Source organism: Streptomyces sp. NPDC036984 (assembly GCF_055607665.1).
Window position 1 is genome coordinate 143,708 of the sequence record NZ_JBVJRL010000001.1, and the last position, 26,145, is coordinate 169,852.

16 protein-coding genes are annotated in these 26,145 nt (G+C 72.8%); 5 read left to right on the plus strand and 11 right to left on the minus strand.

All coding sequences use genetic code 11. The annotated features are described in order from the left end of the window. Window positions 1-17: 17 nt before the first annotated feature. Both ACZ7DL_RS00675 and ACZ7DL_RS00680 read right to left on the minus strand, forming a co-directional pair. Window positions 18-3,437 (minus strand): ATP-dependent helicase, encoded by a 3,420-nt coding sequence (locus ACZ7DL_RS00675; RefSeq protein ID WP_470770291.1) that lies wholly within the window; start codon window positions 3,435-3,437, stop codon window positions 18-20. Between the two features lie 257 nt (window positions 3,438-3,694). Next, on the minus strand, window positions 3,695-4,081 hold the full coding sequence (locus ACZ7DL_RS00680) for an MGMT family protein (RefSeq protein WP_470770292.1): 387 nt from the start codon (window positions 4,079-4,081) through the stop codon (window positions 3,695-3,697). A gap of 161 nt (window positions 4,082-4,242) precedes the next feature. Between ACZ7DL_RS00680 and ACZ7DL_RS00685 the strand changes: the two genes are divergently transcribed. The 5 genes from ACZ7DL_RS00685 to ACZ7DL_RS00705 all read left to right on the plus strand — a co-directional run bounded on the left by ACZ7DL_RS00685 (window position 4,243) and on the right by ACZ7DL_RS00705 (window position 12,670). Beyond that, a complete protein-coding gene (locus ACZ7DL_RS00685) occupies window positions 4,243-7,143 on the plus strand; it encodes a lysylphosphatidylglycerol synthase domain-containing protein (protein ID WP_470770293.1) in 2,901 nt (966 codons plus the stop codon). Window positions 7,144-7,243: 100 nt separating this feature from the next. Further along, window positions 7,244-8,788 carry an alpha/beta hydrolase gene (locus ACZ7DL_RS00690; RefSeq protein ID WP_470770294.1) on the plus strand — a complete coding sequence of 515 codons (1,545 nt, stop codon included), beginning with the start codon at window positions 7,244-7,246 and terminating at the stop codon, window positions 8,786-8,788. A 126-nt stretch (window positions 8,789-8,914) separates the two neighbouring features. After that, on the plus strand, window positions 8,915-10,477 hold the full coding sequence (locus ACZ7DL_RS00695; protein ID WP_470770297.1) for an alpha/beta hydrolase: 1,563 nt from the start codon (window positions 8,915-8,917) through the stop codon (window positions 10,475-10,477). Between the two features lie 198 nt (window positions 10,478-10,675). Continuing rightward, the gene (locus ACZ7DL_RS00700; RefSeq protein WP_470770299.1) at window positions 10,676-12,076 is read left to right on the plus strand and encodes a hypothetical protein; all 1,401 of its coding nucleotides are present in this window, start codon (window positions 10,676-10,678) and stop codon (window positions 12,074-12,076) included. Window positions 12,077-12,448: 372 nt separating this feature from the next. Beyond that, a complete protein-coding gene (locus ACZ7DL_RS00705) occupies window positions 12,449-12,670 on the plus strand; it encodes a hypothetical protein (RefSeq protein WP_470770301.1) in 222 nt (73 codons plus the stop codon). A 752-nt stretch (window positions 12,671-13,422) separates the two neighbouring features. On the opposite strand, the gene moeZ is transcribed toward ACZ7DL_RS00705, so the two are convergent. From moeZ to ACZ7DL_RS00750, 9 genes are all read right to left on the minus strand, one after another. Beyond that, the gene (gene moeZ, locus ACZ7DL_RS00710) at window positions 13,423-14,601 is read right to left on the minus strand and encodes an adenylyltransferase/sulfurtransferase MoeZ (RefSeq protein ID WP_470770303.1); all 1,179 of its coding nucleotides are present in this window, start codon (window positions 14,599-14,601) and stop codon (window positions 13,423-13,425) included. Between the two features lie 63 nt (window positions 14,602-14,664). After that, the gene (locus ACZ7DL_RS00715; RefSeq protein ID WP_470770305.1) at window positions 14,665-15,420 is read right to left on the minus strand and encodes a spherulation-specific family 4 protein; all 756 of its coding nucleotides are present in this window, start codon (window positions 15,418-15,420) and stop codon (window positions 14,665-14,667) included. Then, window positions 15,408-16,367, minus strand: coding sequence for an NAD-dependent epimerase/dehydratase family protein (locus tag ACZ7DL_RS00720; protein WP_470770307.1), 960 nt, complete (start codon window positions 16,365-16,367; stop codon window positions 15,408-15,410). Before ACZ7DL_RS00720 ends, ACZ7DL_RS00715 begins: the two co-directional genes overlap by 13 nt. Before the next feature lie 214 nt (window positions 16,368-16,581). Continuing rightward, window positions 16,582-17,661 (minus strand): hypothetical protein, encoded by a 1,080-nt coding sequence (locus ACZ7DL_RS00725; protein WP_470770309.1) that lies wholly within the window; start codon window positions 17,659-17,661, stop codon window positions 16,582-16,584. A gap of 884 nt (window positions 17,662-18,545) precedes the next feature. Further along, the gene (locus ACZ7DL_RS00730; protein ID WP_470770311.1) at window positions 18,546-20,327 is read right to left on the minus strand and encodes a DUF3492 domain-containing protein; all 1,782 of its coding nucleotides are present in this window, start codon (window positions 20,325-20,327) and stop codon (window positions 18,546-18,548) included. Between the two features lie 235 nt (window positions 20,328-20,562). Beyond that, a complete protein-coding gene (locus tag ACZ7DL_RS00735; protein WP_470770312.1) occupies window positions 20,563-22,212 on the minus strand; it encodes a dipeptide ABC transporter ATP-binding protein in 1,650 nt (549 codons plus the stop codon). Continuing rightward, the gene (locus tag ACZ7DL_RS00740; protein WP_470770314.1) at window positions 22,209-23,207 is read right to left on the minus strand and encodes an ABC transporter permease; all 999 of its coding nucleotides are present in this window, start codon (window positions 23,205-23,207) and stop codon (window positions 22,209-22,211) included. The genes ACZ7DL_RS00735 and ACZ7DL_RS00740 overlap by 4 nt, the downstream gene beginning before the upstream one ends. Then, window positions 23,204-24,349, minus strand: a complete 1,146-nt coding sequence (locus ACZ7DL_RS00745) for an ABC transporter permease (RefSeq protein WP_470770316.1) — start codon at window positions 24,347-24,349, stop codon at window positions 23,204-23,206. The genes ACZ7DL_RS00740 and ACZ7DL_RS00745 overlap by 4 nt, the downstream gene beginning before the upstream one ends. Window positions 24,350-24,353: 4 nt before the next feature. Beyond that, window positions 24,354-26,072 carry an ABC transporter substrate-binding protein gene (locus ACZ7DL_RS00750; protein WP_470770317.1) on the minus strand — a complete coding sequence of 573 codons (1,719 nt, stop codon included), beginning with the start codon at window positions 26,070-26,072 and terminating at the stop codon, window positions 24,354-24,356. Between the last annotated feature and the right edge of the window lie 73 nt (window positions 26,073-26,145).

Sequence of the window (26,145 nt, forward strand, 5' to 3'; positions counted from 1 at the left end):
CCGGGTCGTGCCGTACGTCACTCGACCACGTGCCGGCCCTCCGGCCGTGCGCTGCACGAGGCGCGGAACGCGCAGTGCGCGCAGTGCTGGCCGGTGCTCGGCGTGAACCGCTCGTCGAGCACCTTGCCGGCGGCGGTGGCCAGCAGCTCCCCGACCCACTCCCCCGCGAGCGGCTCCTGGGTCTGCACCTTGGGCAGGCTGTCGCCGCCGTCGCGCTTGGCGGCGCCCTGTCTGAGGTGGACCAGTTCGGCGCCGCCCGGTTCGGGGCGTACGCCGTCGAAGGCCGTGTCGACGGCGCCTTCGCGGACGGCGAGCTGATAGACGGCGAGCTGGGGGTGGCGCTCCACCTCGCGCGCGGTGGGTGCCTGCTTGCCGGTCTTGAAGTCGACCACGTAGGCCCGGCCCTCGGCGTCCGTCTCGACGCGGTCCATCTGGCCGCGGATGCGGACCTGGTAGTCGCCCGCTTCGAGAGTGACGTCGAAGTCCTGCTCGCTCGCCACGGGGGTGCGGCCGGCACGGTCCAGCACGTGCCAGTGCAGGAAGCGTTCGAGCGCCACGCGCGCGTTGTCCTTCTCCTGCCGCGACTTCCAGGGCGCGTCGAAGGCGAGCGCGTTCCACACGGAGTCCAGGCGTTCCATGAGGACGTCGAGGTCGGCGGGGGTGCGGCTGGAGGCGACCTCGTCGGCCAGGACGTGGACGACGTTGCCGAAGCCCTGCGCGGCGGTGGCGGGGGCGTCGGCCTTCACCTCGCGGCCGAGAAACCACTGAAGCGAGCATGTGTTGGCGAGCTGGTCGAGGGCGCTGCCGGAGAGGACCACGGGCTGGTCGCGGTGACGCAGCGGCACCTTGCTCTCGGTCGGCTCGAACATGCCCCACCAGCGGTAGGGGTGCGCGGACGGCACCAGCGGGCGGCCCTCCTCGTCGGCGAGCGCGGCCAGCCGGGCCAGCCGGCGGGCGGCGGCCTCCCGCAGCGCGGCGGAGACGCGCGGGTCGACGGTGGTGGCGCGCAGCTCGGCGACGAGCGCGGCGACGGCCAGCGGGCGGCGCGGGCGCCCGGTGACGTCCTTCGGCTCGACGCCCAGCTCGGTCAGGAACCGGGACGGCTGGTCGCCGTCGTCGGCCGGTGCCTTCACGGCGGTGACGACGAGCCGGTCACGCGCGCGCGTGGCGGCGACGTAGAACAGGCGGCGTTCCTCGGCGAGCAGCGCGCCCGGGGTCAGCGGCTCGGCGAGTCCGTCACGGCCGATGCGGTCGGCCTCCAGCAGCGAGCCGCGCCGCCGCAGGTCGGGCCACATGCCCTCCTGGACGCCGGCGACGACGACCAGCCGCCACTCCAGGCCCTTGGCGCGGTGGGCGGTCATCAGGCGAACGGCGTCGGGGCGTACCGAGCGGCGCGTGAGCGTGTCGGCGGCGATGTCCTCGGCCTCGATCTCCTCCAGGAAGTTCAGGGCGCCACGGCCTCCGGTGCGCTCCTCCGCGCGCGCGGCGGTCGCGAACAGCGCGCACACGGCGTCCAGGTCCCGGTCGGCGTTGCGGCCGGCCGCGCCGCCGCGCCGGGCGGCCCGCTCCAGGCGCGCGGGCCAGGGCGTGCCCTCCCACAGGTCCCACAGCGCTTCCTCGGCCGTGCCCCCGCCCGCGAGGCGCTCGCGGGCTTTGCGGAGCAGCGCGCCGAGGCGCTGCGCCCCGCGCGCGTACGCCGGGTCGTGTACGGCCAGACGCTCGGGCTCGGCGAGCGCCCGCGCGAGCAGCTCGTCGGACGGGGGCGGCAGCGGGTTGCCGGCGGCCCGCTCCTCCTCGCGCAGGGCGCGCCCGAGGCGGCGCAGGTCGGCGGCGTCCATTCCGGCGAGCGGGGAGGTGAGCAGGGTGAGGGCGGTCTCGGTGTCGAGCCAGCAGGCGTCCGGAGCTTGTGTTCCGGCGTCGTCGGCGGGTGCCTCCTCCGGTGCCGCGTCGCCTTCCGCGACCGGCGCCGCCGCAGGCTCCTCCGCCACGGCAGGCTCCTCGCGGCGCCCGGCCTCCGCCGTGGCCACCGCGCGCAGGGCCGTGAGCAACGGTGCCACCGCCGGCTCGTGCCGCAGGGGCAGGTCGTCGCCGTCGATGTCCAGGGGGACGCCGGCCGCGGTGAAGGCGCGGCGGAGGGTCGGGATGCGGGAGCCGGCCCGCACCAGGACGGCCATGTCGCTCCAGGCGACGCCGTCCTCCAGGTGCGCGCGGCGCAGAATGTCCGCGATGTTGTCCAGTTCCGCGCCGGGCGTCGGGTAGGTGTGGACCTCGACCCGGCCGCCGTCCCGTACGGGGGCCGGCTCCCGGTGGGCGCGGACCTTGTCGGCGGGCAGCCGGGGCATCGGCATGCGCTGGGTGATCAGGCGGGTGGCAGCCAGCAGGGCGGCGCCGGAGCGGCGGGAGGTGCGCAGCACCGCGACGGGGGCGGGGCGGCCGTCCGCGCGCGGGAAGGCGGACGGGAAGTCGAGGATGCCGTTCACGTCGGCGCCGCGGAAGGCGTAGATCGACTGGTCGGGGTCGCCGAAGGCGACCAGGGTCCGTCCCGCCCCTCGGCCACCGTCCTTCTGCGGCAGCCCCTGATTGCCGGCCAGGGCGTGCAGGAGCCGGACCTGGGCGGGGTCGGTGTCCTGGTACTCGTCGACGTACACGGCGTCGTACTGGGCGGCGAGCCGGGCGGCGGTCTCCGGGCGGCGGGCGAGCAGGACCGCGCGGTGGACCAGTTCCGCGTAGTCGATCACGCCCTGGAGGTCGAGCACGTCCAGGTACTCGGCGAGGAAGGCGGCCGCCGCCCGCCAGTCGGGACGGCCGATACGCCGTGCGAAGGCGTCCAGGGCGTCGGGGCCGAGGCCGAGCTCGCGGCTGCGGGCGAGGACGGCGCGGACCTCGTCGGCGAAGCCACGCGTGGTCAGGCAGGCACGCAGCTCGTCCGGCCAGCGGACGTGGGTCAGGCCGAGCCGCTCCAGGTCGGTCTGGCCGGCGAGCAGCTCGCGGACGGTGACGTCCTGCTCGGGCCCGGAGAGCAGGCGCAGGGGCTCGGTGAACCGGCCGCTGTCCTGGTGGGCGCGGACCAGCGCGTAGCAGTACGAGTGGAAGGTGGTCGCCCTGGGCGCGCGGGCCGCGCCCATGCGCAGGGCCATGCGGTCGCGCAGGCCGACGGCGGCCTTGCGGCTGAACGTCAGCACCAGGATCCGCTCCGGGTCACCGCCCCGGGCGATCCGCGCGGCGACGGACTCGACCAGGGTGGTGGTCTTGCCGGTGCCGGGACCGGCGAGGACGAGCAGCGGTCCGCTCCGGTGGTCAACCACGGCGCGCTGCGCCGCGTCCAGAGGAGGGGGATCCACTACGGCCGGCGGGGTACGGACCAGTCGGTAAGCGCCACGGCTCCCCTGCCGCACCGAGGGGTGCGGCAGGCGCCTGGTGGAGGAAGAGGAGCTCACGTGATCGGCCGGTCCTGGTGGTTGTGCTGGTGGGCGTGCGGTCACGCGTGCGAGGCGGTGGCCGCGGGGTGAGGGGGACACGTGCTGCCGACGCTACGCCGCCACTCCGGGCGGAAGCAGGGCTTCCGATTCTTCCCCGGCGGCGCTCGCACCACGCGCGCCCCACATCCCACGAACGTACGGCATGCCGCGAACGTCCCCCATGTCACCCGTATGGACCACAGGCCCGCCCTGGGGGCATCGGATGGCGGAAGCTGTCAGGTGTGACCCTCCGCGTCCGCGCCGCCGTCCCATCGGGCCCGCCGCATGTCGAGCCGCGGCAGATGGCCCTCGGCGCTCCTGCCCGCCTGCTTCAGCGGCGTGCCCTCGGCGCGATAGTGGGCGAGCGCCCGCAGCTCGTGCCCGGGCAGCAGCACACCGTCGGCGCGTACGACGCGCCACCACGGAACGGCGCCCCCGTAGAGGGCCATGACCCGGCCGACCTGGCGCGGCCCGCCCTCCTCCAGCCACTCGGCGACATCGCCGTATGTCAGCACCCGGCCCGGCGGAATCCGCTCGGCGGCCTCGAGGACCCGCTCGGCGTACTCGGGCAGCGCGTCCGCGTACCCCTCGCGGGCGTCTTCGGGAGGGCTCTGCTGGCTCATTCCCCCCATCCTGCCGCACCCCTCGGACATCCCGGCCGGGCCGGGAGCAACGGCCCTCTCGCCCCCCGGCGGTCCTTCGGGCAGACTGTGCGCCCGCGGATCCGCACCCTGATGCCCGTGTGTGTCGGTGGGGCATGCCACCATCGTGCGGGCGGTGACTGGTGATACGAGATCAAGAAGAGACGACGAAGGAGCAGGGCGTGCACCCCGAAGGAGCGGCGGGCACCCCTGACGCCTCGGCGCGCCCCGACACCGCCCGCGCGGGCGAGAACGGCGGCGACGCGCACCAGGACGACACCGGTCCGCACAAGAACGACGGCACGCGTGCGGAGGCAGGCGCCGCCGAAGCTCACGTGAGCGACGGCGCACGCGCGCGGGACGGCGACGCCGATGCCGCCGAGCCGGCGCCCGGCTCCGGAAACGCGCCGGCGGGCCACCTTCCGTGCGCCGACGACGACCCCCACGCCGAGCAGGTGGAGGGCGACGAACCGCTGCTCCCCGCGCGCGTGCACCGCCCCTCCGACCTCATGCGGCTCATGGTGGGCGTGCTCGCCATCGTCGTACTGCTGGCGATCGCCGCGTTCGCGCACGGCACCACCTCGGGCCTCGAACAGGACATCAACAAGGGCACCGGTCAGGCCCCGGACCTGCTGATCAAGATCGCCGGCCTGGCGTCCAGCATCGCGATCCTGCTGGTGCCGGTCGCCTTCGCGATCGAGCGGCTGATCAAACGGGACGGACTGCGGATCGCCGACGGCGTGCTGGCGGCCGTCCTGGCGCACGGAGTGACCCTCGCCACCGACCTGTGGGTCGCACGGGCCGCCCCGGACTCGATCCAGGAGGCGCTGACCCAGCCCTCGCCGGGCGACATCCACGCGCTGACCGACCCGGTGCACGGCTATCTGGCACCGGTCATCGCCTATATGACGGCCGTCGGGATGTCCCGGCGGCCCAGATGGCGCGCGGTGCTGTGGATCGTGCTGCTGCTCGACGCGTTCTCGATGCTGGTCACCGGCTACACCACCCCCTTCTCGATCATCCTGACGGTGCTGATCGGCTGGACCATCGCCTACGGCACCCTGTACGCGGTCGGCTCGCCCAACGTCCGCCCCACCGGCCAGACCCTGATGGCGGGCCTCCGGCACGTCGGTTTCCACCCGGTCAGCGCGGCCCGCGAGGAGACCGTGGAGACGGAGAACGGCGACCGGGGCCGGCGCTATTTCGTCGCCCTGGAGGACGGCCCGCCGCTGGACGTCACGGTCGTCGACCGGGAACAGCAGGCGCAGGGCTTCTTCTACCGCGCGTGGCGCAATCTGACCCTGCGCGGCTTCGCCACCCGCTCCAGCCTCCAGTCGCTGCGCCAGGCGCTGGAGCAGGAGGCGCTGCTGGCGTACGCGGCGATCGCTGCGGGCGCCAACGCCCCCAAGCTGATCGCCACCTCCGAACTCGGCCCGGACGCGGTCATGCTCGTCTACGAGCACACCGGCGGGCGCACGCTGGACTCGCTCGCCGACGAGGAGATCACCGACGAGCTGCTGCGCCACACCTGGCACCAGGTGCAGGCGTTGCAGTCGCGGCGCATCGCGCACCGCAGGCTGGCCGGTGACGCGATTTTGGTGGATCGTTCCGGCAAGGTGATCCTCACCGAGCTGCGCGGCGGCGAGATCGCGGCCGGTGAGCTGTTGCTGCGGATGGACGTCGCCCAGCTGCTGACCACACTCGGCCTCCGGGTCGGCGCCGAGCGGGCGGTCGCCTCGGCGGTCGGGGTGCTGGGCCCGGACGCGGTCGCCGACTGCCTGCCGATGCTCCAGCCGATCGCGCTGACGCGCTCCACGCGCGCGACCCTGCGCCGGCTGGCCCGGGAGCGGGCCCAGCGCGAACGCGAGGCGGTGCTCGAAGCCTCCCGGCAAGCCAAGCTGGCCCGGCTGGAGGAGGCGGCCGAGGCGGCCCCGCCCGCCCCGTCCGCCCCGGGAAAGCCCGACAAGAAGACGGTCCGCGCCGAGCAGCGCGCCGAGAGACGGGCCATCGACGAAGCCCTCGAAGAGGCCCGGGAAGAGGACCTGCTCACGCAGATCCGGCACGAGGTGCTGCGGATCAGGCCCCAGGCGCCCGTGGAGCCGGCCCGCCTGGAGCGGGTGCGGCCGCGGACGCTGATCAGCTTCATCGCCGGTGCGATCGGCGCGTACTACCTCCTGACGCAGCTCACCCACATCGAGTTCGGCACGTTGTTCTCGCAGGCCCAGTGGGGCTGGGTGATCGCCGCGGTGCTGTTCTCCGCGCTCAGCTACGTGGCCGCCGCGATGGCGCTGCTGGGGTTCGTGCCGGAGCGGGTGCCGTTCCTGAGGGCGGTGGCGGCGCAGGTCGCCGGGTCCTTCGTGAAGATCGTGGCGCCGGCCGCGGTCGGTGGTGTGGCTCTCAACACGCGCTTCCTCCAGCGCACCGGCGTGCGCCCGGGGCTCGCGGTGGCGAGCGTCGGCGCGTCGCAGCTGTTCGGGCTCGGCTGCCACATCCTGATGCTGCTGTCCTTCGGCTATCTGACCGGTACCGAGAAGACACCCTCCCTCTCGCCGTCCCGCACGGTCATCGCGGGTCTGCTGACCGTGGCGGTGCTCGTCCTCGTGGTGACGTCGGTGCCGTTCCTGCGGAAATTCGTCGTCACGCGCGTGAGGTCGCTGTTCGCCGGGGTCGTGCCGCGCATGCTCGACGTGCTCCAGCGGCCGCAGAAGCTCATCACCGGCATCGGCGGCATGCTCCTGCTCACCGCCTGCTTCGTAATGTGCCTGGACGCCTCCGTCCGGGCCTTCGGCGACGGCACCACCTCACTGAGCATCGCCAGCGTCGCCGTCGTCTTCCTCGCCGGCAACGCGCTCGGTTCCGCCGCGCCCACCCCGGGCGGCGTCGGCGCGGTGGAGGCGAGCCTCACGCTCGGTCTGATCGCCTTCGGTCTGCCCAAGGAGGTCGCCGCCCCGGCCGTCCTGCTGTTCCGGCTGCTGACCCTGTGGCTGCCGGTGCTGCCGGGCTGGCTTGCCTTCAACCACCTCACCCGCAAGGGAGCCCTCTAGGCCACCCGCAAGGGCGCCCGCTGGGCGTCTGCGCCGGGTGCTGTACCTCGTACGGCTCGCGTCCCGCGCGCCCCGGCGTGCGCGCCCCCACGATGGGGGTATGGCGAACCCCCTCCGGCTGCGCGCCGCCGCGCTGACCACCACCGCTGTGCTGCTCTCCGCCGTGCTGGCAGGCTGCGGTGACGGCGCCCAGGACGGGGATCTCACACAGCAGAAGCTGGACTGGAAGGACTGCCCGGCCCCGTCCGCGGCGGAGGGCGGCGGCAGCCCTCCGTCGCCGCTGCCGAACGGCACCGAGTGGCAGTGCGCCACCATGAAGGCACCGCTGGACTGGGGCAAGCCGAAGGGCGACACCATCGGCATCGCCCTGATCCGCGCCAAGGCCGGCGGCCCGGCCGACCGGCGGATCGGCTCGCTCTTGTTCAACTTCGGCGGCCCGGGCGGCAGCGGCGTCACCACGCTGCCCGCGTTCGGCGCGGACTACGCCGCCCTGCGCACCCGCTACGACCTGGTCAGCTTCGACCCGCGCGGCGTGGGCCGCAGCGCGCCGGTGAAATGCGAGAGCGACGCCCAGCTGGATGCCTACTTCCAGCAGGACGCGACCCCGGAGGACGGCGCCGAACGCGCACAGCTCCTGAAGCGCACCCGCCAGTTCAACGCCGCCTGCGAGAAGAACTCCAAGAAGGTCCTGCCGCATGTGCGCACCACGGACGCGGCCCGCGACATGGAACTGATGCGCCAGGTCCTCGGCGACGACAAGCTGCACTACTTCGGCATCTCCTACGGCACCGAACTCGGCGGCGTCTACGCCCACCTGTTCCCCAAGCACGTCGGCCGGGCCGTCCTGGACGGCGTCGTGGACCCCACGCAGAACCCGGAGCAGAGCGCGCTGGGCCAGGCCAGAGGCTTCCAGCTCGCCCTCGACAACTTCGCGAAGGACTGCACGTCGAAGACGACGGACTGCCCCGTCGGCGACACCGAGCAGGAGGTGAAGGACCGCATCGCGAAACTGCTCGGCGACCTGGAGAAGAAGCCGATCCCCGGCATCTTCCCGCGCCGGCTGACCCAGACGGCCGCCACCAACGGCATCGCGCAGTCCCTGTACTCGAAGGACTTCTGGGAGTACCTCACCGAGGGCCTGGAGGAGGCGTACGACGGCGACGGCAAGATCCTGATGCTGCTGTCCGACTCGATGAACGGCCGCAGCGACAACGGCGAGTACAGCAACCTCACCGCGGCGAACATCGCCATCAACTGCTCCGACGAGAAGCCGCGGTACACCGCTGACTACGTCCAGCAGAAGCTGCCCGAGTTCCGCGCGGCCTCCCCGCTGTTCGGGGACTACCTGGCCTGGGGCATGGTGAGCTGCACCGACTGGGCGGTGCCGGGCGCCGCCGATCACCCCGACGTCAGCGCGCCCGGGTCGGCGCCCATCCTCGTCGTCGGCAACACCGGCGACCCGGCCACGCCGTACGAGGGCGCGAAGAAGATGGTGGACGCGCTCGGCAAGGGTGTGGCCGTCGAGCTGACGTACAAGGGCCAGGGGCACGGCGCCTACGACAGCAAGAACAAGTGCGTACAGAGCGCCGTGAACGGTTACCTGCTGGACGGAAAAGTGCCGAAGGCCGACACGGTCTGCTCCTGAGCTCCCCCCAGAGAGCCACGAAACAGCAGGTCAGAGAGTTATCCACAGGCTGTCACGGCCCGGGCGCCTACCATGGCCTGAACGCCCGGCGCTGCACGGTGCGGCGGGCCTGTCAGGGGGGTGCACATGACGCGACTTCTGCGGTGGACGGCCGCGGTGGCGGCGGGGCTGCTGCTGGCCGGCTGCGGTGGCTCGTCCGGCGGGGACGGCGGCGGGGACGAGGGCAAGGGAGCGGACTCGGCTCCCCCGTCGGCGGCCGGCTCCACATCCACGCCGTCCCCGACGGCGCTGCCGTCCTCCCTCACCTCCCAGCGCCTCGACTGGCACCGCTGCACGTCCACCGGGAACGCCGCGGCACCGGGTGACGCATGGCGGTGCGCGACGCTCAAGGTGCCGCTGGACTGGTCCAAGCCCGCCGGCAGAACGATCGGTCTCGGCCTCATCCGCGCGCGGGCGACCGGCGGCGACCGCATCGGCTCGCTGCTGTTCAACTTCGGCGGCCCCGGCGGCTCGGGCGTGTCGACGATGCCGTACTTCGAGTCCTCCGTCTCCGCGCTCCACGAGCGCTACGACCTGGTGAGCTGGGACCCGCGCGGGGTCGGTGCCAGCGAGGGCGTCCGCTGCCGCGGCGACCGGGAGATCGAGGCCGCCGAGGCCGTGGACGCCACGCCGGACACCCCTTCCGAGGAGAAGGCGTTCTTCCAGGACGCCACCGCCTTCGGCAAGGGCTGCCAGAAGGCCACCGGCCCGCTGCTGGCTCACGTCTCCACCACCGACACCGCACGCGACATGGACCTGATGCGCCAGGTCCTCGGCGACGACAAGCTGCACTACTTCGGCATCTCCTACGGCACCGAACTCGGCGGCGTCTACGCCCACCTGTTCCCCAAGCGGGTGGGCCGGGTGGTGCTGGACGCGGTGGTCGACCCGACCGCGGACACGGTGGGCCACGCCGAGAATCAGGCCCGCGGCTTCCAGCGGGCCCTGGACGACTACCTCAAGTCCACCGGCCAGGACCCCGAGCAGGGTTCCCGGAAGATAGCCGGGCTGCTGACGCGGCTCGACGCCGAGCCGCTGCCGACGTCGTCCGGGCGGAAGCTGACCCAGACCCTCGCGATCACCGGGATCATCCTGCCGCTGTACAGCGAGTCGAGCTGGTCGAGACTGACCAGCGCACTCAAGTCGGCGGAGAGCGGCGACGGTTCGCAGCTGCTGGCACTCGCCGACGAGTACAACGACCGGGACTCCTCCGGTCACTACGGCACGATGTCGCACTCCCAGCGGGTCATCTCGTGCCTGGACGAGAAGGAGCGTCCGACGCTCGCCGAGACGAAGCGGCGACTGGCGGAGTTCAAGCGGATCTCGCCGGTGTTCGGGGACTTCCTGGGCTGGGACACGGCGGGCTGGTGCCACGACTGGCCGGTGCCGGGCCAGTACGACACTCCGGAGGTCATCGCACCGGGTGCGGCGCCGGTCCTGCTGGTGGGCAACACCGGCGACCCGGCGACCCCGTACGAGGGAGCCCGTAGGATGGCCGACGAGCTGGGCCGGGGCGTGGGCGTCGAACTCACCTGGAAGGGCGAGGGACATGGGGCGTACGGCAGCGGCAGCGACTGCGTCGACTCGACCGTGGACGCCTACCTGCTGAACGGAACGGTGCCGAAGGACGGCAAGGTCTGCGGCGGTTGAGAAGCCGACGGCGACAAGCCCACGGACGCGTAGAAGTGCCTCAGGGTCGTGCACCGGCACTGACCCGGCGGGGGACGTCCACGCATCGAAAGCCGGGGCGGCCCGCCGTGTCGCGCTCACGCATCCGCTCCTAACGGAAAATGATCATTCCGCTAGGATCCCCCGCGGTCATGTCATGAACACGGGGGAGTGAGATCCGTGAACCACAGGAGCGGTATAGGTCCGCGGGCGCGCGGCGCGGTCGTCGGGATGTCGCTGTCCCTGGCGCTGCTGACCGGATGCGGCGGCGGTGACGGGACGGCCGGCGGCGGTAAGGCGACGGCGTCCGCCGCGGCCGCCGGAGGCGCCGCGAAGGGCCCCGCCTACCGCGGGCCCGCGCTGCCCGGCTTCGCCGCCCAGCCCGCCTGGAGCCTGCCCGCCGAGGGCACCTCGGCGCCCGGCGTCCTCGACCTCGGCTCGACCCTGCTGCTGGCGAAGGACGCGCAGGGCGACTACGCAACGGGCGGGCTGACCGAGGGCATGCTGCACTCCTCAGAGGAGGCCGAGCCCCTCACGCTGGAGTTCCGCGACATGAAGACCGGCGCGGTCCGCAAGGCGCTGAAGGTACAGGCCGAGACGGTCGAGGCGGTCACCTGGCGTGACGGCGCCCCCGCCGTGGCCGTGACCTCCTCGACGACCAGCGAGTCAGACGGCCTCACCGAGGCGAAGACCACCACCGCGGCCACCCTGTACGGCGCCGACGGCGGCGAACTCGCCAAGGTCCCCTCGTACGAGCGGGGCACCCTGCTCGACGGCTACCGCGTCGAGAAGGCCGACGACACCCTCCGCCTCACGCCCGTCGGCGGCGGCCCGTCCCGCACGGTCACCTGCACCGGCACCGCCGCCAGGTGCACCTACGACGCCGAGACCGGCACGGCGGACGCCTCGGCGGCCCATACCCCGCTCATCGGCGGCGGCTACTACCCGGGCTTCCTGAACGCCAGCGACTTCCAGACCGAGCGCGAGCAGATCACGCTCAACGAACTCGCCACCGGCAAGCAGGTCTGGAGCACCGCCGACGCGAAGATCCCCGAGGGCGTGGAACTGGACGACAAGGGCAATCCCGAGAGCGAGGAGATCCGCATCCTGCGGATCGCCGACGGCAAGGTCCTCGTCGGCTGGAAGGCCGCTCCCTCCCTCTCCTCCGGCAACTGGATCCACGCCTGGTACGACCTGAAGAGCGGCTCGCTCCTCACCTCCTACCAGGGCGCGGCGGAGGTGCTGTTCTCGCCCTCCGGCGACCTCGCCGCCCGGGACGTGGTCAGGTTCGAGGACTTCCCCGGCACCACCGTGTGGCAGACCTCCGACGGCAAGCGGCTGTGGGAGCAGCAGGACGGCGAACACGCCCTCGACCCGGTCCGCTTCACGGCCGACGGGTCGGTGCTGTACGGGGTGACGGACGACGAGAGCGCCACCGACACCGGCGTCGCGGTGGACACCCGGACGAAGAAGGTGCTGGCGAAGAACCTGCCCGAGGAGAACATCCCGTCCGTCGACACGGCCACCGGCTACGGCTACGTCGGCACGGAGGCGGGTCTGTTCGTCTTCGCACCGGCGTGAGCCGGCCCGCACGCCGATCCATGTCACGCGGCGACCGAAAGGGTCGTCGCTGACCGATCTCCTCGGGGCCCCGCGCTGACCGATCTCCTCGGGGCCCCGGTTTCGCCGAGCAGCCGGTAGGGGTGGAGCCGGAGCGTACGCGCGCCTGATCGGTCGGCGCACGCGCCCTCGTGGCTGAGTGTCGTCGGCTGCGTTCGTGCCACCGCCGTGCCAGATACGGAGGGCAACCACGGTCAGCGAAGGAAACCTGCGGGCGATTTTTTGTCGCAGCAGGTTTCGAAACCGCAGGTCAGTGGCGTGATGCGGCCGATTCCGTCCGGATCTGTGCCGACGGCCACAGCGAGCGGGAAGAACGTAGGCTCATACTGAGCCATGACAAAGCCCGCTGCACCGAAGCGTCACTTGCCTACCAGCCCCTTCAAGCCCCCGGTCACACCGGCTCCCAAGCACTTCGCCACGGGCGACCAGGTCACGCATGACGTGTACGGCCTCGGCCGGGTGATCGGCATCGAGGACGGAATCGCGGCGCTCGTGGATTTCGGCTCGGCGCAAATGCGGATCTTGAGCCCGTACGCCAAGATGACCAAGCTGTAGGACCGCTGTGCCCGGTCACGGCACACCAGGCCCCTTCAGGGACCTGTACCGAAAGAGAGACCTCTCATCGATCTGACGCCGCTGTTCTCCGCCCCGGAGGGACAACGCCGCTGCTCCAGTGCAGCATCGCCGCCTCCGACGACGAACCCCTTCCAGGCCCCTGACTTCGGGCAAGACGACACCGTGCCGTTCGAGGGTGCACAGGAGCCCGGCTCGGGCATGCGTGCGGCGCGACCCGAGGCAGCTTAGCTCCACGAATGACGGTTGCTGCGGCAACTGGCCGCCGGCCGCCTCCGGTTCTGTGGTGAGGAGCGCGGCCGTCTCGGTTTCCGTTTCCTTCAGCCCGTTCACCGTCGTTCGGCGCACAGGCGGGCCACCGACCACCACGATCGGAAGGCGTGCGCCTACCGTCGGCATGAGGCAGTGAGCGGTGCGGGGCCGGCATGTGCACCTGGGGCGGCACCACGTCCCCGTTCCTGAGCCGCCGCCCAGCTCCCCGCCACTCAGCCGCTCAAAGCGGATGTCAGCCACCTGGCCCGGCTCGACCGGGCCGGCCCCCTCCCCAACGGGCCGTGCTGCCGGCCGGCGCAGGCTGCCGCATGGCGATTTCCCGTCCAGGCAGCCGCAGCCCGGGCCGTCTCCGGGCGGTGCGAGGTCAGCCCGACACCGACCGACAACGACCGAAGCCCACGGCATCTGCACTGGTCAGAGCCGTGGGCTTCTTCTGTCACGCTGGTCAGCCAGCGGGCCGGTCAGTAAACCGGCTTGTGCGGTTCGATCTGGTTGACCCAGCCGATGACGCCGCCGCCGACGTGGACCGCGTCGGCGAAGCCCGCGGACTTCAGGACCGCGAGGACTTCCGCACTGCGGACACCCGTCTTGCAGTGCAGGACGATCTTCTTGTCCTGCGGGAGACCCTCCAGGGCGGCGCCCATGAGGAACTCGTTCTTGGGGATCAGCCTGGCACCCGGGATGGAGACGATCTCGTACTCGTTCGGCTCGCGGACGTCGATGATCTCGATGTTCTCGCCGTCGTCGATCCACTCCTTGAGCTGCTTCGGAGTGATCGTGGAGCCGGCGGCCGCCGCCTGGGCCTCCTCGGAGACGACGCCGCAGAAGGCCTCGTAGTCGATGAGCTCGGTGACGGTCGGGTTCTCGCCGCACACCGCGCAGTCGGGGTCCTTGCGGACCTTGACCTGGCGGTACTGCATCTCCAGGGCGTCGTAGATCATCAGGCGGCCGACCAGCGGCTCGCCGATGCCCGCGAGGAGCTTGATGGCCTCGTTGACCTGGATGGAGCCGATGGACGCGCACAGCACGCCCAGGACGCCGCCCTCGGCGCAGGAGGGGACCATGCCGGGCGGCGGGGGCTCCGGGTAGAGGCAGCGGTAGCAGGGGCCGTGCTCGGACCAGAAGACGGACGCCTGGCCGTCGAAGCGGTAGATCGAGCCCCACACGTACGGCTTGTTCAGCAGCACGCACGCGTCGTTGACCAGGTAGCGGGTCGCGAAGTTGTCGGTGCCGTCGACGATCAGGTCGTACTGGCTGAAGATGTCCATCACGTTGTCGGCTTCCAGCCGCTCCTCGTGAAGGATCACGTTCACGTACGGGTTGATGCCGAGCACGCTGTCGCGGGCCGACTCGGCCTTGGAGCGGCCGATGTCGGACTGGCTGTGGATGATCTGGCGCTGCAGGTTCGACTCGTCGACCTCGTCGAACTCCACGATGCCGAGGGTGCCCACGCCCGCGGCGGCCAGGTACATCAGCGCCGGCGAGCCCAGGCCGCCGGCGCCCACACAGAGCACCTTGGCGTTCTTCAGCCGCTTCTGCCCGTCCATGCCCACGTCGGGGATGATCAGGTGGCGGGAGTACCTGCGGACCTCGTCTACGGTGAGCTCGGAAGCCGGCTCGACCAGGGGTGGCAGCGACACGGGGACTCCGTTGGTCGGTCAATCACTACAGTTGTTCTCCTCGTAACACTGCCACGGCCTTCTTCATTCCGAGACACCTGTTCCGATACGCGAGACGATTTCGTCCCAGTAGCCGGGCATCGCCTCCCAGGGGTCGGCGCGCCCGCCGCCGTCGGTGCGGTCCGTGAAGTAGACCGTCGCCGCTCCCTGCCAGCGGGCGATCCGCAGCGCCTCGTCCAGATGCCCGCGCGGCACGCTGTGCACGAAGTGGCAGAACCGGTCGGCCGGATAGTCGGCGGTCCACTCGGCCACCTGCGACCAGCGGTAGTCGGACCAGGGACCGGAGAAAGTCACCAGTTGGTCGGCGTCCTCGGCGTAGCCGGGGTGCGGGTGGCGGCCGTGGCCGAGGACGATGTGAGCGGTGTCACTGATCGCCCGGAGGGTGGTGACCGCGCGGCGGACCTCCGGGAGCGCGGCGCGCTCGGTCGGGCAGCGGTCCAGCAGGAAGCCGTCGACCCGGTACCAGTCGAGATGGCGGTGGGCGTCGGACAGCAGGTCCCCGAAGGCCCGGGCGCCGTAGGTCAGGTCCAGATGTCCGAGGACGCGGACACCCGCGGCGCGCAGCCGGGCCGCGGCCTCCAGGCAGTGCGGGTCGGGTCGGGTGCCGGGGCCCGCGGCCACGTCGAGCACCGCCCAGTCCAGCGGGGTGCCGGGGCGGGCGAGTTCGGCCCACTGGGCCGGGGCGACGAGCGGGTGGGCGTATCCGGGGATGCCGAGGGCGGTGCGGACGCCGGTGCCGGTGCCGGTGGCGCCCGCGGTGGTGCTGGTCAGATGCGGCATGCCGCCTCCATCCAGATGTCGGCCAGGGATTCTTCGAGGTTGATGCGGGGCCGCCAGCCGAGCCGGTCGCGGGCGGTGCGCACATCGGCCTGCTGCCAGCTGCCGCAGCCGTCCGGGTACGGGTAGGCGACCGGGGCCGCGTGGTCGGAGTCGGCGCGGGGATGGCCGATGGCGCTGCGCAGCGGCCCGGGCGGGGCGTCGAGTTCGTGCAGGGCCCCGCCGTATCCGGCCACGCGCGCGAGGACCGCGGCGGCGTCTCTGAGGCGCACGGCACGGCCCGACCCGATGTTGATCACGCCCTGCGCGGCGGAGAGCGAGGCGGCGTGCACGGCCCGCGCGACATCGCGCACGTCGATGAAGTCGCGCTGGACGCCGAGGCCGCCGAGCTTGAGTTCGCCGTCGCCGGACTGCATGGCGCGGCGCATGGCCTCGGCGAGCCGGCCGAGCGGGGAGCCGGCCGGGGTGCCCGGGCCGGCCGGCGAGAAGACGCGCAGGACGACGGCGTCCAGGCCGGAACCGAGGACCAGTTCGGTCGCGGCGAGCTTGCTGACGCCGTACGGGCCGCCGGGGCGGGGTACGGCGTCCTCGGCCGTGGAGGAACCGGGCTGGCTGGGGCCGTACTCGGAACCGCACCCGATCTGTACCAGACGGGCACCGCAGCCGCTGCGGCGCAGCGCCTCGCAGACGGTGGCCACGGCGACGGTGTTGTGCCGGGTGAGTTCACGGGCCCCACCGCGGGTGGCGCCGGCGCAGTTGATGACGACCCCGGGGTGGACCGCGTCGAGGAAGCGGGTGAGCGCGCCCGGGCTGCCGGTGGCGAGGTCGAAGCGGACGTCGGCGTCGTCGCCGCGGCCGAGCGCGGTGAGCTGGACGGCCGGGTCGGCGAGCAGGCGGTCGGCGACGAAGCGGCCGATGAATCCGTTGGCTCCGATCAGCAGGACCCTCATCGCGCGGCCCCCTGGGTGTGCGCGCCGGCGGTACCGGCCGTTCCGACCGCTCCTGCGGCTGCTCCGGACGCTCCGGCGGTTCCGGTGACTCCGGTGACTCCGGTGGCTCCTGAGGCTCCGGGTCGGAAGGTGGTCATCTGGTCTTCTCCTTCAGCGGGGTGGTGCGGGTGGTGCGGGTGCCTCCGGCGGTGGGTCGGGCCGGTGGGCGGAAGGTTCACTCGGGTGCTTCCGCGGGCGCGTGGGCCGAGGCCCGCGTGAGGGTGCGGCCGGCGTGCCACAGCAGGGCCAGGGCCGCGGTGCCGCAGGCGAGGGCCGGTACGGCGGCCTCGCCCCAGGCGTCGACGAGGGTCTCGACGGGAGCCGCCAGGAAGGCACAGCCGGGCAGTCGTCCGGCCGCCGGCAGCGCGAGGGCCACCGCCTCCGTGGCCGCCGCGGCGCCCAACGCGAGGGCGGGGACGCGCCGGTGGCGGTGCACGGTGAGCAGGCGCGCGAGCAGGAGCAGGGCGCCCAGCGGGAGGGTCTGCCCGTAGGCCGCGGGCGCGTGCAGGGCGGCGCCGCACAACGCGAGCGATGCGCCGAGGGCGCTCAGGAACAGGGCGAACGCGCCGAGCAGGAGCGGTTTCACGGCGGCCGTGAAGTCCTCCAGACCCCGGCTGCCGGCGAGCCTGCGGCGGGCGCCGACGGCAAGGAGGTGGGCGGACCAGGCCGCGGGGGCACAGGCCAGCAGGAGAGCCAGGGCGGGCGCGGTGGCGGTGGGCCAGGGGCCGTCGGGGGCGCCGGTGGGCAGGGCGTCGGGGCCGCCCGTCACGACGGTGTGGAGGAGGCCGTCGCCGAGGAGGGCGTAGGCGAGCAGCCAGAGCGTCCACGCGCGCGTACCGGCCGCGGTGCGCCACGCGCGCGTGCCGGGCGGGCCGGCGAGCGGGCCGTGACGCAGTGCCGCGCGCGCGGCGAGCGCTACGGCGAGGAGGCCGCCGACGGCCACCAGCAGGCGCGGGTGTCCGTGCGTGACGGGCAGTCCGGTCACCGTGGCCGCGCCGAGTGCCCCGGGCAGCAGGGTGAGCAGGACCCAGCCGAGGCGGACCCGCGGCACCGGCAGGGGCTCGGGCTCCGGACGCGGCTCAGCGTTGCGCGGCACACGCGCGTACAGCTCCTCGGCGAGCGAGAAGACGTCCCGGTGCCGGAAGCGGGCGGCGGTCCGGTCGGTCACCCCGTGCGCCTCCAGTCCCGCCGCGATCTCCAACGGGTCCACGGCCCGCTCACACAGCGCACGGTGCCGATGCAACAGGGCTTTCACCGGGTCACCGGACCGGCGGGGGCCGGGGGCACGCGACTTCTCGGCGGCTGCGACACCGGGGTCGGGTGAGGCGAAGGTGCGTCGGGGAGCGCGCCCGGCGGGAGCGGCTGGGGATTCGAGGAGCGCGGGGGGCTGTCCGGCGGCGGCTGGGGATTCGAGGGGCGCGGGGGGCTGTCCGGCGGCGGCTGGGGATTCGAGGGGCGCGGGGGGCTGTCCGGCGGCGGCTGGGGGTTCGAGGGGCGCGGGGGGCTGCCCGGCGGCGGCTGGGGGTTCGAGAGGCGCGGGGGGCTGCCCGGCGGCGGCTGGGGGTTCGAGAGGCGCGGGGGGCTGTTCGGCGGGGGTGGCCGGCGGTACGGAGGGGCGCGCTGGAGCCTGTTCGGTGGCAGCGGGCGATCCGGGGGCTTGCGCGGGTGCCTGGCCGGCAGGGGCGGCGAGCGCACCGCAGAATTCTGCGGCAGCCCGTCCAGCGACGTCGGCCGGCGCACGACAGGCTTGTCCGGGCGCCTGCCCGGTGGGGTCGGCGAGCGATGCGGAGACATGCACGGAAGCCCGGCCGGTGGCCTCGTCCGGCTCGCCCGTCAACCACTCCCCCGACCGCGCGTCCCAGGGATCGGCACCGCCGGGCATTCCCGGCCGGTCGACTCCGGCCGGTTCTTTACGACCCCGAGTGCCGTCCCCGGCGGACGCGCTCACGGGTGCCGAACCGCTCACAGCGGCGGAGCCGTCCCCGGCGGACCCGTCCGGGACACCGAAGCCCAGGCCCTCCAACTCACCCGGTTCCTCCGGCTCGACCTCCTCGCCACCGAACTCACCGCCCTCCCCACCCAGCTCCCCCACTCCTCCGAAACCGAGCCCCTCACCGGCGATCCGGCTGTCCAAGTCGCTCACCGTGCCCCCTCCGCAGCCGCCAGTGAGGTCGCGCGGACCGGTGGGCTGGCGGCCCAGGCGGGGATGGCTCGGGGCAGGACGCGGGCCGTGGGACCGGTCCAGCGGCCGGGGACGTGGGACTCGGCGGGCGCGGCGAACGGCAGTGGCTCGCCGGACTCGTCCAGGACGACCCGGCGGACCGGACAGTGCGAGACGATCTCCAGGTAAATGCCGTGAAATGCCGCGATGTTCTGCTCGACGGTGAACAGTTCGAGCGCCCGGGCGCGCGCGGCGGCACCGAGGCGCTCACGGCGCTCGGGGTCACGCAGCAGCGCCACGCACGCCTCGGCGAGCGCCCTGGGATTGCGCGGGGGCACGACCAGCCCCGTACCGCCGATGACCTCCACGACCGCGCCCACGTCCGTGGACACGGTGGCCCGGCCGCAGAACATGGCCTCGACGAGGCTGATCGGGAAGCCCTCCACGACGCTGGAGAGGACGACGACCGCGCCGGCGGCGTACGCGTCGGGCAGCGTCGGCGCCTCCGGGGAGCCGATCTCCTCGAAGGAGACGGGATTGTCGCCGACCTCGTGCGCGCCGCCCGCCTCGTCCGGGAAGAGCTGCGCGGCGAGCGCCCGGCAGTGGCCGAGGTAGGCCGCGCCGTCGGCGCCGGAGGGCGCGCCGACGATGCGCAGGCGGATCCGGGGCTCCTCCTTGCGGACCTCGGCGAAGGCGTGCAGCAACGAGACCAGGTCCTTGGCGGGTTCCACGCGCCCGACCCAGACCAGCGTGTCCGGGTCAGCCCGGTCCGGGGACTCGCCGGCCTCGGTGAAACGGTCGGCGTCCATGCCCGGGTACACCGTGCGGATCCTGGCGCGGTCGGCGCCGCACCGTTCCTGCCAGCGGCGCGCGTGAGCGTTGCCCGGGGTGAGGATCTCGGCCTTCCGGTAGACCTCGGTGGCGAGCCTGCCGTGAAAGGCGGCGAGCAGCGCGCGTACGGCGGGGGCGGCGGCGTCGGGGCCGAGGGCCAGGTAGTGCGAGCGCAGTTGCACGCCGTACTCGGTGACGAGCAGCGGTACGTCGGAGAAGTGCCGGGCGAGCAGTCCGCAGAGGGCGGCGGGGCCGCCGGCGGTGGCGTGGCAGAGGTCGGCCGCGCCGAGGCCGTCGTCGCCGTACCAGTCGAGGGAGAGGGGGCGCAGGGCGCGTTCGAGGTGCGCGGCGACGGCGAGCAGATCGGGTACTCGCGCCTCGCGCGCCGTGCGCAGCGCTCCGGGCGCACGACAGGCGTGTTCCAGGGCGCGTACGGCGGCGTCGGAGCGCAGGGCGCCGACCAGTCCGCCCTCCTCGCGGGCGAGTTCGGCAAGCCCGTACAGCGCACTGCCGAAACGGTCCGCCAGATCCGTGGGCGCGGACGCAGAGGCGGACGCGGCAGCCGGCCCGGCATCCGGCGCACCCTCGGCCCATCCGGCCTCAGACCCACCAGCCCCACCGGTCCCACCGCCGTCGACCCCGGCACACACCGCCCGCACCAGCTCCCCGTAGCACTCTGCGAAGCGCCGGCGCGTGCGCCGTCCGTACGTGACCCCGTCGTCCACGGCCGTCCACAGCGGCGCCGTACGCACCCGGCTGACCTGCGGCGGGAGCGGAACGCAGCCCTCTTCCTGCTGGCGTCGGCTGCGGCTGAGCGCGTAGACGTCGAACTCGTGCTGCTCGAGCCCGCGCACAAGCCGGTCGCACCAGAATCTGGCGTCACCGCTCACATACGGATAGCCACCTTCGGTGAGCAGTCCTATACGCATGTGTGCACCCCCGATCTCCCATCTGGGGAGCCGCCGTGGTCCCGGCGGCTCGCAGCGGGACGAACGTAAGGGGACAAGGCGGTGGCGCGACGGACGGTTGTCCGTCGCGCCACCAAAAGGGGTGAACGGCCGTAACTTTCGCGTGCGGGTCGCGTTCCGTCACGCTATGGGACCGCAGAGTGATCAAGCGAGCCCGAAACGTTACGCCACGCGGGCACGGGACCTGCGCCGGGCGCTACGCCACCGGTTCACGCCGGGCGGCGCGTCGCCGGGCCGTCAGCTCCGGGTCGAGCGCGGGCACGGCGGCCAGGAGCTGCTTGGTGTACGGCTCGCGCGGGCTGTCGTACACCTCGTCGGCGGGCCCGTACTCGACGAGCCGGCCGCGCCGCATCACCGCGACCCGGTCGCTGACCTGGCGGACGACCGCGAGGTCGTGCGCGATGAAGACCAGCGCGAGGCCGAGTTCCCGCTGGAGCTCGCCGAGCAGGGCGACCACCTGGGCCTGCGTGGTGACGTCCAGCGCGGAGACCGGCTCGTCGCAGACGATGGCGCGCGGCTCGGCGGCGAGCGCCCGCGCGATGCCGATGCGCTGGCGCTGTCCGCCGCTGAACTCGTGCGGGTAGCGGTCGTAGTGCGCCCCGTCGAGCCCCACGCGCTCCAGCAGCTCCGTCACGCGCCCCCGGATGCGCTCCTCATCCCTCCCCCACCCTCGGCTTCGCTCGCGCCGGGGGACCCCCACCCCCCGCGCGCGGAGCGGGTCGGCGATGGACTCACCCACGCTGCGGCGGGGGTTGAGGGAGGAGACGGGGTCCTGGAAGACCATCTGGACGGCCGGGTTCACGCCGGTGTGCGGGCGGCCCTCGTAGCGGATCTCGCCGGCGGTCGGCTCCAGCAGCCCCACGAGCATGCGGCCGAGCGTGGTCTTGCCGCTGCCGCTCTCACCGACCACGCCGAGGGTCTCCCCGCGCCGTACAGTCACCGAGACGTCGTCCACGGCCGCGAGCGCCCGCTTGCCGCGCCCGAACTCGCGCCGCACGCCGGTGGCCTCCAGCACGACCTCCTCGGTGGCCGGGGAACCGGTCCTGCGGGCGTCCACGCGCGGGACGGCGTCGAGCAGCTCGCGGGTGTACGCCTCGGCGGGCGCGGCGAGCACCGCGCCGACGGGGCCGCGCTCGACGGCCCTGCCGTGCCGCATGACGAGGACGTCGTCCACGCTCTCGGCGGCCACGCCCACGTCGTGGGTGACGAGCAGGAGACCCATGCCGGTCTCCTCGCGCAACGTGTGCAGCAGGTCGAGGATCTGGGCCTGCACGGTGACGTCGAGGGCGGTGGTCGGCTCGTCGGCGATCAGCAGGTCCGGCTCGCAGGCGAGAGCCATGGCGATGAGCGCGCGCTGGCGCATGCCGCCGCTGAACTCGTGCGGGCGGGACCGGGACCGGCGTGCCGCGTCCGGGATGCCGACGCGGTCCAGCACCTCGACGGCACGCGCGCGTGCGGCGCGGCGCGACACGCGCGTGTGGACGCGGTACACCTCCGCGATCTGGTCGCCGATCGCGTAGTACGGGTCGAGCGAGGACAGCGGGTCCTGGAAGACCATGGCGGCCTTGGCGCCGCGCAGCCGGCGCAGTTCCTCGTCGGAGGCCGTCTGGACGTCGGTGCCGGCCACCCGGACCGAGCCGCCGACCCTCGCCCCGGTGCCCCGGTGCAGGCCCAGCAGAGCGCTCGCGACCGTGGACTTGCCCGAGCCGGACTCGCCGACCAGGGCCAGGGCGGCGCCCTCGGCCAGGCTGAAGGAGAGCCCGTCGACGGCGCGCAGGGCGCCGAACTCGACGGTCAGGTCGGTCACTTCCACCAGGCTCATGTCCGCCACTTCCACCAGGCTCATGTGAGCACCACCCGTCGGTCGGCCACCGCGTACAGCACGTCCGCGACGGCGTTGGCGAGGACCACGAAGAAGCCGGTGACCAGGACCATGCCGACGACCACCGGCAGGTCGACGACCTTCACCGCGTGCACCAGTTCCTGGCCGATGCCGGGCAGGCCGAAGAGGGTCTCGGTGAGGACGGCGCCGCCGATGGCGGAGCCGAAGGTGACCGCGTTGAGCGCGATGACGGACGCCGTCGCGCCGCGCAGCGCGTGCCGGGCGATCACCGCCCGCTCGCCGACGCCATAGGCGCGGAACGTACGGATGTGGTCCTCGGCCAGCGTCTCCAGCATCGACGCCCGGGTCAGCCGGGCGAAGTTGGCCGCCTCGATGAGGGCGAGGGAGAGCCAGGGCAGCAGCAGGTTCCACGCCCACTGTTCGGGATCGTCGGTGAAATGCACGTACTGCGGGAAGGGCAGCAGCTGGAGTTCGCCGCAGACGACGATCATCAGGATCAGTCCGATGACGAAGACGGGGGTGGCCGTGCCCGCCAGGGTGATCGCGGTCAGGACGCGCTCGGAGAGCCGGCCGCGCCGCCATGCGGACAGCACGCCGGTGCCGATGCCGAGCAGCAGCCAGATCACCATCGCGCCGAGCACCAAGGAGAAGCTCACCGGCAGCTTGGTCAGGATGATGTCGGTGACCTGCCGGCCGGTCTGGTACGACTGGCCGAGGCAGGGTGCCGAGCAGTGCTCCACGGCGGTGCCGGTCGAGAAGTCCTGGCCCACGAAGAGCCCCTGCAGGAAGTGCCAGTAACGCACGTACAGCGGGTCGTCGAGGTGGAGCTGCTGGGCCACCTGGTGGACCTGGGCCGGGGAGCAGCGCGGGCCGCAGGTGATCTGGGCGACGTTGCCGGGGGTGACGTAGAAGACGACGTAGATGATCACCGAGAGCACGAACAGGGTGACCACGGCACCGATGACCCGGCGCAGCACGAATCCGGCGAAGCCGTTCACGCGCGCTCCTCCTTCTTCGGTGCGGCGGTCGGTGCGGCGCCCGCTGCGGCGTCCGGCGCGATGCACGCTGCGGCGTCCGGCGCGGCGCTCGGGGCGTTCCTCGGCGCGGCCGTCTCCGCGCGGGTCGCCTGGTGCGGTACGGCCGCCTGCGCGCGGGCCTCGCGCTTGCGGCCGGTGCCGATGCGCAGGCGCGAGGCCGCGCGCGGGTCGAGGGCCACGCGGACGCCGTCGCCGAGGACGGTCATCGCGAACACGGTCACGAACAGGGCGAGGGCGGGCAGCAGCAGGTACTGCGGGGCCGCCTGGTACCAGACGTCGGCGGAGGTGAGCATCTGCCCCCACGAGGGGGTGGGCGGCTTGACGCCGACGCCGAGGAAGGACAGGGCCGCCTCGGCGCTGATGTTCGAGGGGACCAGCAGCGCGGCGTAGGTGATGACCGGCGCGGCCAGGCCCGGGAGCAGCTCGCGTACGGCGGTCCGCCAGGTGCTCCAGCCGCTGAGCCGGGACGCGGAGACGTAGTCGAGGTGCTTGAGGGCGAGGGTCTGCGCCCGCACCATCTTCGCCATCGTGCTCCAGCCGGAGACCAGGGAGATGATCAGTGCGACGAGGACGGGCCGCGGGAAGCCGCTCGGCACGATGGCCAGCAGCGCGAGCGCCATGATCATCAGCGGCATCGAGACGAAGATGTCGGTGACGCGGCTCAGGACCAGGTCGACCCAGCGGTTGCCCAGTCCGGCGGCCACGCCCATGGCGACGCCGAGGAGGATCTGCACCAGCGTGGCGCCCAGCGACACGCCCAGGGAAACCTGCGCTCCGTAGGCCAGCCGGGCGAACATGTCGCGTCCGGTCTGCGGTTCGACACCCAGCCAGTGGTCGGCGCTGATGCCGCCGAGGGAGCCGATGGGCACGCCCCCGCGCGCGGAGTCGATCAGAGTGGGGTGGTAGGTGGTGGGGTCCTGGCCCTCCAGGGCGACGAGCAGCGGCGCGGCGAGCGCGACCAGGACGAGCAGCGCGACGACGGCCGCGGCGACCAGGGCGGCGCGCTGCGCCCGCAGCCGCCGCCAGAACTGATGTGCCCCCGAGACCGCCGGGACGGTGCTGCCCGTCCCGGCGGTCTCGACGGCGGCAAGTGCTTCGCTCACGGCGCTACTTCACCGCGACCTGGGAGATGTCCAGCACGCCGGTCCAGTCACTGATGACGATGTTCTTGACGTCCGAGCCGTACAGGCGCTTGTAGACCGGGTGGAACAGCGGCACGACGAGTGCCTTTCCGCCGATCTTCTTGTCCAGTGCACCCCATCGCCGGGCGGCGGCGTCAAGGTCGGTCAACTTGTTGATCGCGTCAATCTCGTCATTGACCGACTTGTCATTGAGCAGGCCCGTGTTGAAGTTCGCTCCATCCTTGACGATCTGCCGGCCGTCGAAGATGGGGGCGAGGAAGGGACCGCCGGAGGGCCAGTCGGCACCCCAGTGGGCGAGGAAGAAGCCCGGCTCGGACTTCACACTGTGGATCTTGTCCCGGTAGTCGTTGTCCTCCAGGCCCTGGAGCTTGACCGTGATGCCGGCCTTCTTGAGCGCGTCCTGGATGGCGGTGGCGATCTCCGGGCTGGTCTCGAAGTCCTTGTTGTTGGAGTGGGTCAGCGTGATGGTGAGCCCGTTCTTGTGACCGGCCTGGGCGAGCAGCTCCCCGGCCTTCGCCGGGTTGCCGGACTTGCCCGCCGGGAACGGGTCGTACGGCGTGTGGCCGAAGGACTTCTGGTTCGGCAGGAAGGTGGTGGCCGGCTCGGCGAGGGCGCTGCCGCCGGCCGCGTTGACCACGGACGACCGGTCGATGGCGTACGCGATCGCCTGGCGCACCTTGGGGTTGTCGAACGGCTTCACGGTCGGGTTGAAGGCGATGTAGTCCGTGTAGCCGAAGTGGCCGGTGCCCACCCGCGCGGCCAGCTCCTTGTCACCGGTCACCTTGGCGAGTTCGGCCGGGCCGAGGTTGGTGTCCGTGGTGACGGCGGCGGCGTCCGCCCCCTGAGACGTGGAGATCCGCTGGTTGATCACCGAGGAGTCGAGGCCGGAGCGGACGTCGATCCGGTCCGGGTAGGCCTTGCGCTCGGCGTCCGTCGCCGCCGACCAGTGGGTGTTGCGCTCCAGGACGAGGTGCTCGCCGTCGTTCTCGTTCTCGACGACCTTGTAGGGGCCGGACGAGACCGGGTGCGACTCGTACTTGGTGCCCGTGTCCTTGCTCTTGGGCACCGGGGCGAACTGCGTCTGCGTGGCGAGGTACGGGAACTCGCCCTCGGGCTTGTTCAGGTGGAAGACGAGGGTCCGGGCGTCCGGCGTCTCGATCGCGGACAGGCCCTTCTTGTCCTTGTACGGCCCCTGGTAGTCGGCGGCACCGACCAGCCAGTCGCGCAAGTAGGGGGCGCCACCGGAGAGTTCGGGGGCGAAGGAGCGCTCGATGCCGTACTTGACGTCGGCCGAGGTGATCGGCGTGCCGTCCTCGTACGTGAGGCCCTTCTTCAACGTGTACGTCCACACGGTGGCGTCCTTGTTGGGGCGCCCGGTGTCGGTGGCGAGGTCCGGGACGACCTGGGCGCCGGCCGCGCCGTTCTCGCGGTTGCGCGTGGTGAGGGTGCGGAAGACGAGCGAGGGAACGTTTCCGCCGCCGGAGGTGTACAGGCGCGCCGGGTCGAAGTCGGTCTGCGGCTCGGAGTTCAGGACCGTGAGCGTGCCGCCCTTGTGGGGCGCGGAGTCGCCACCGGAGCCCTTGGCATCGCTGTCCTCCGGGCCGCAGGCGGCGGCGCCCGCTGCCACGACCAGGCTGACGGATGCCGCTGCCACACGGCGCGCTATGACGGACGGTTGACGCATCGGAATGACGACCTCTCGGGGTGATGTGTCGGTGTCGATCGAGGGTTTCTCGATGGATGAGACATGTGGACGA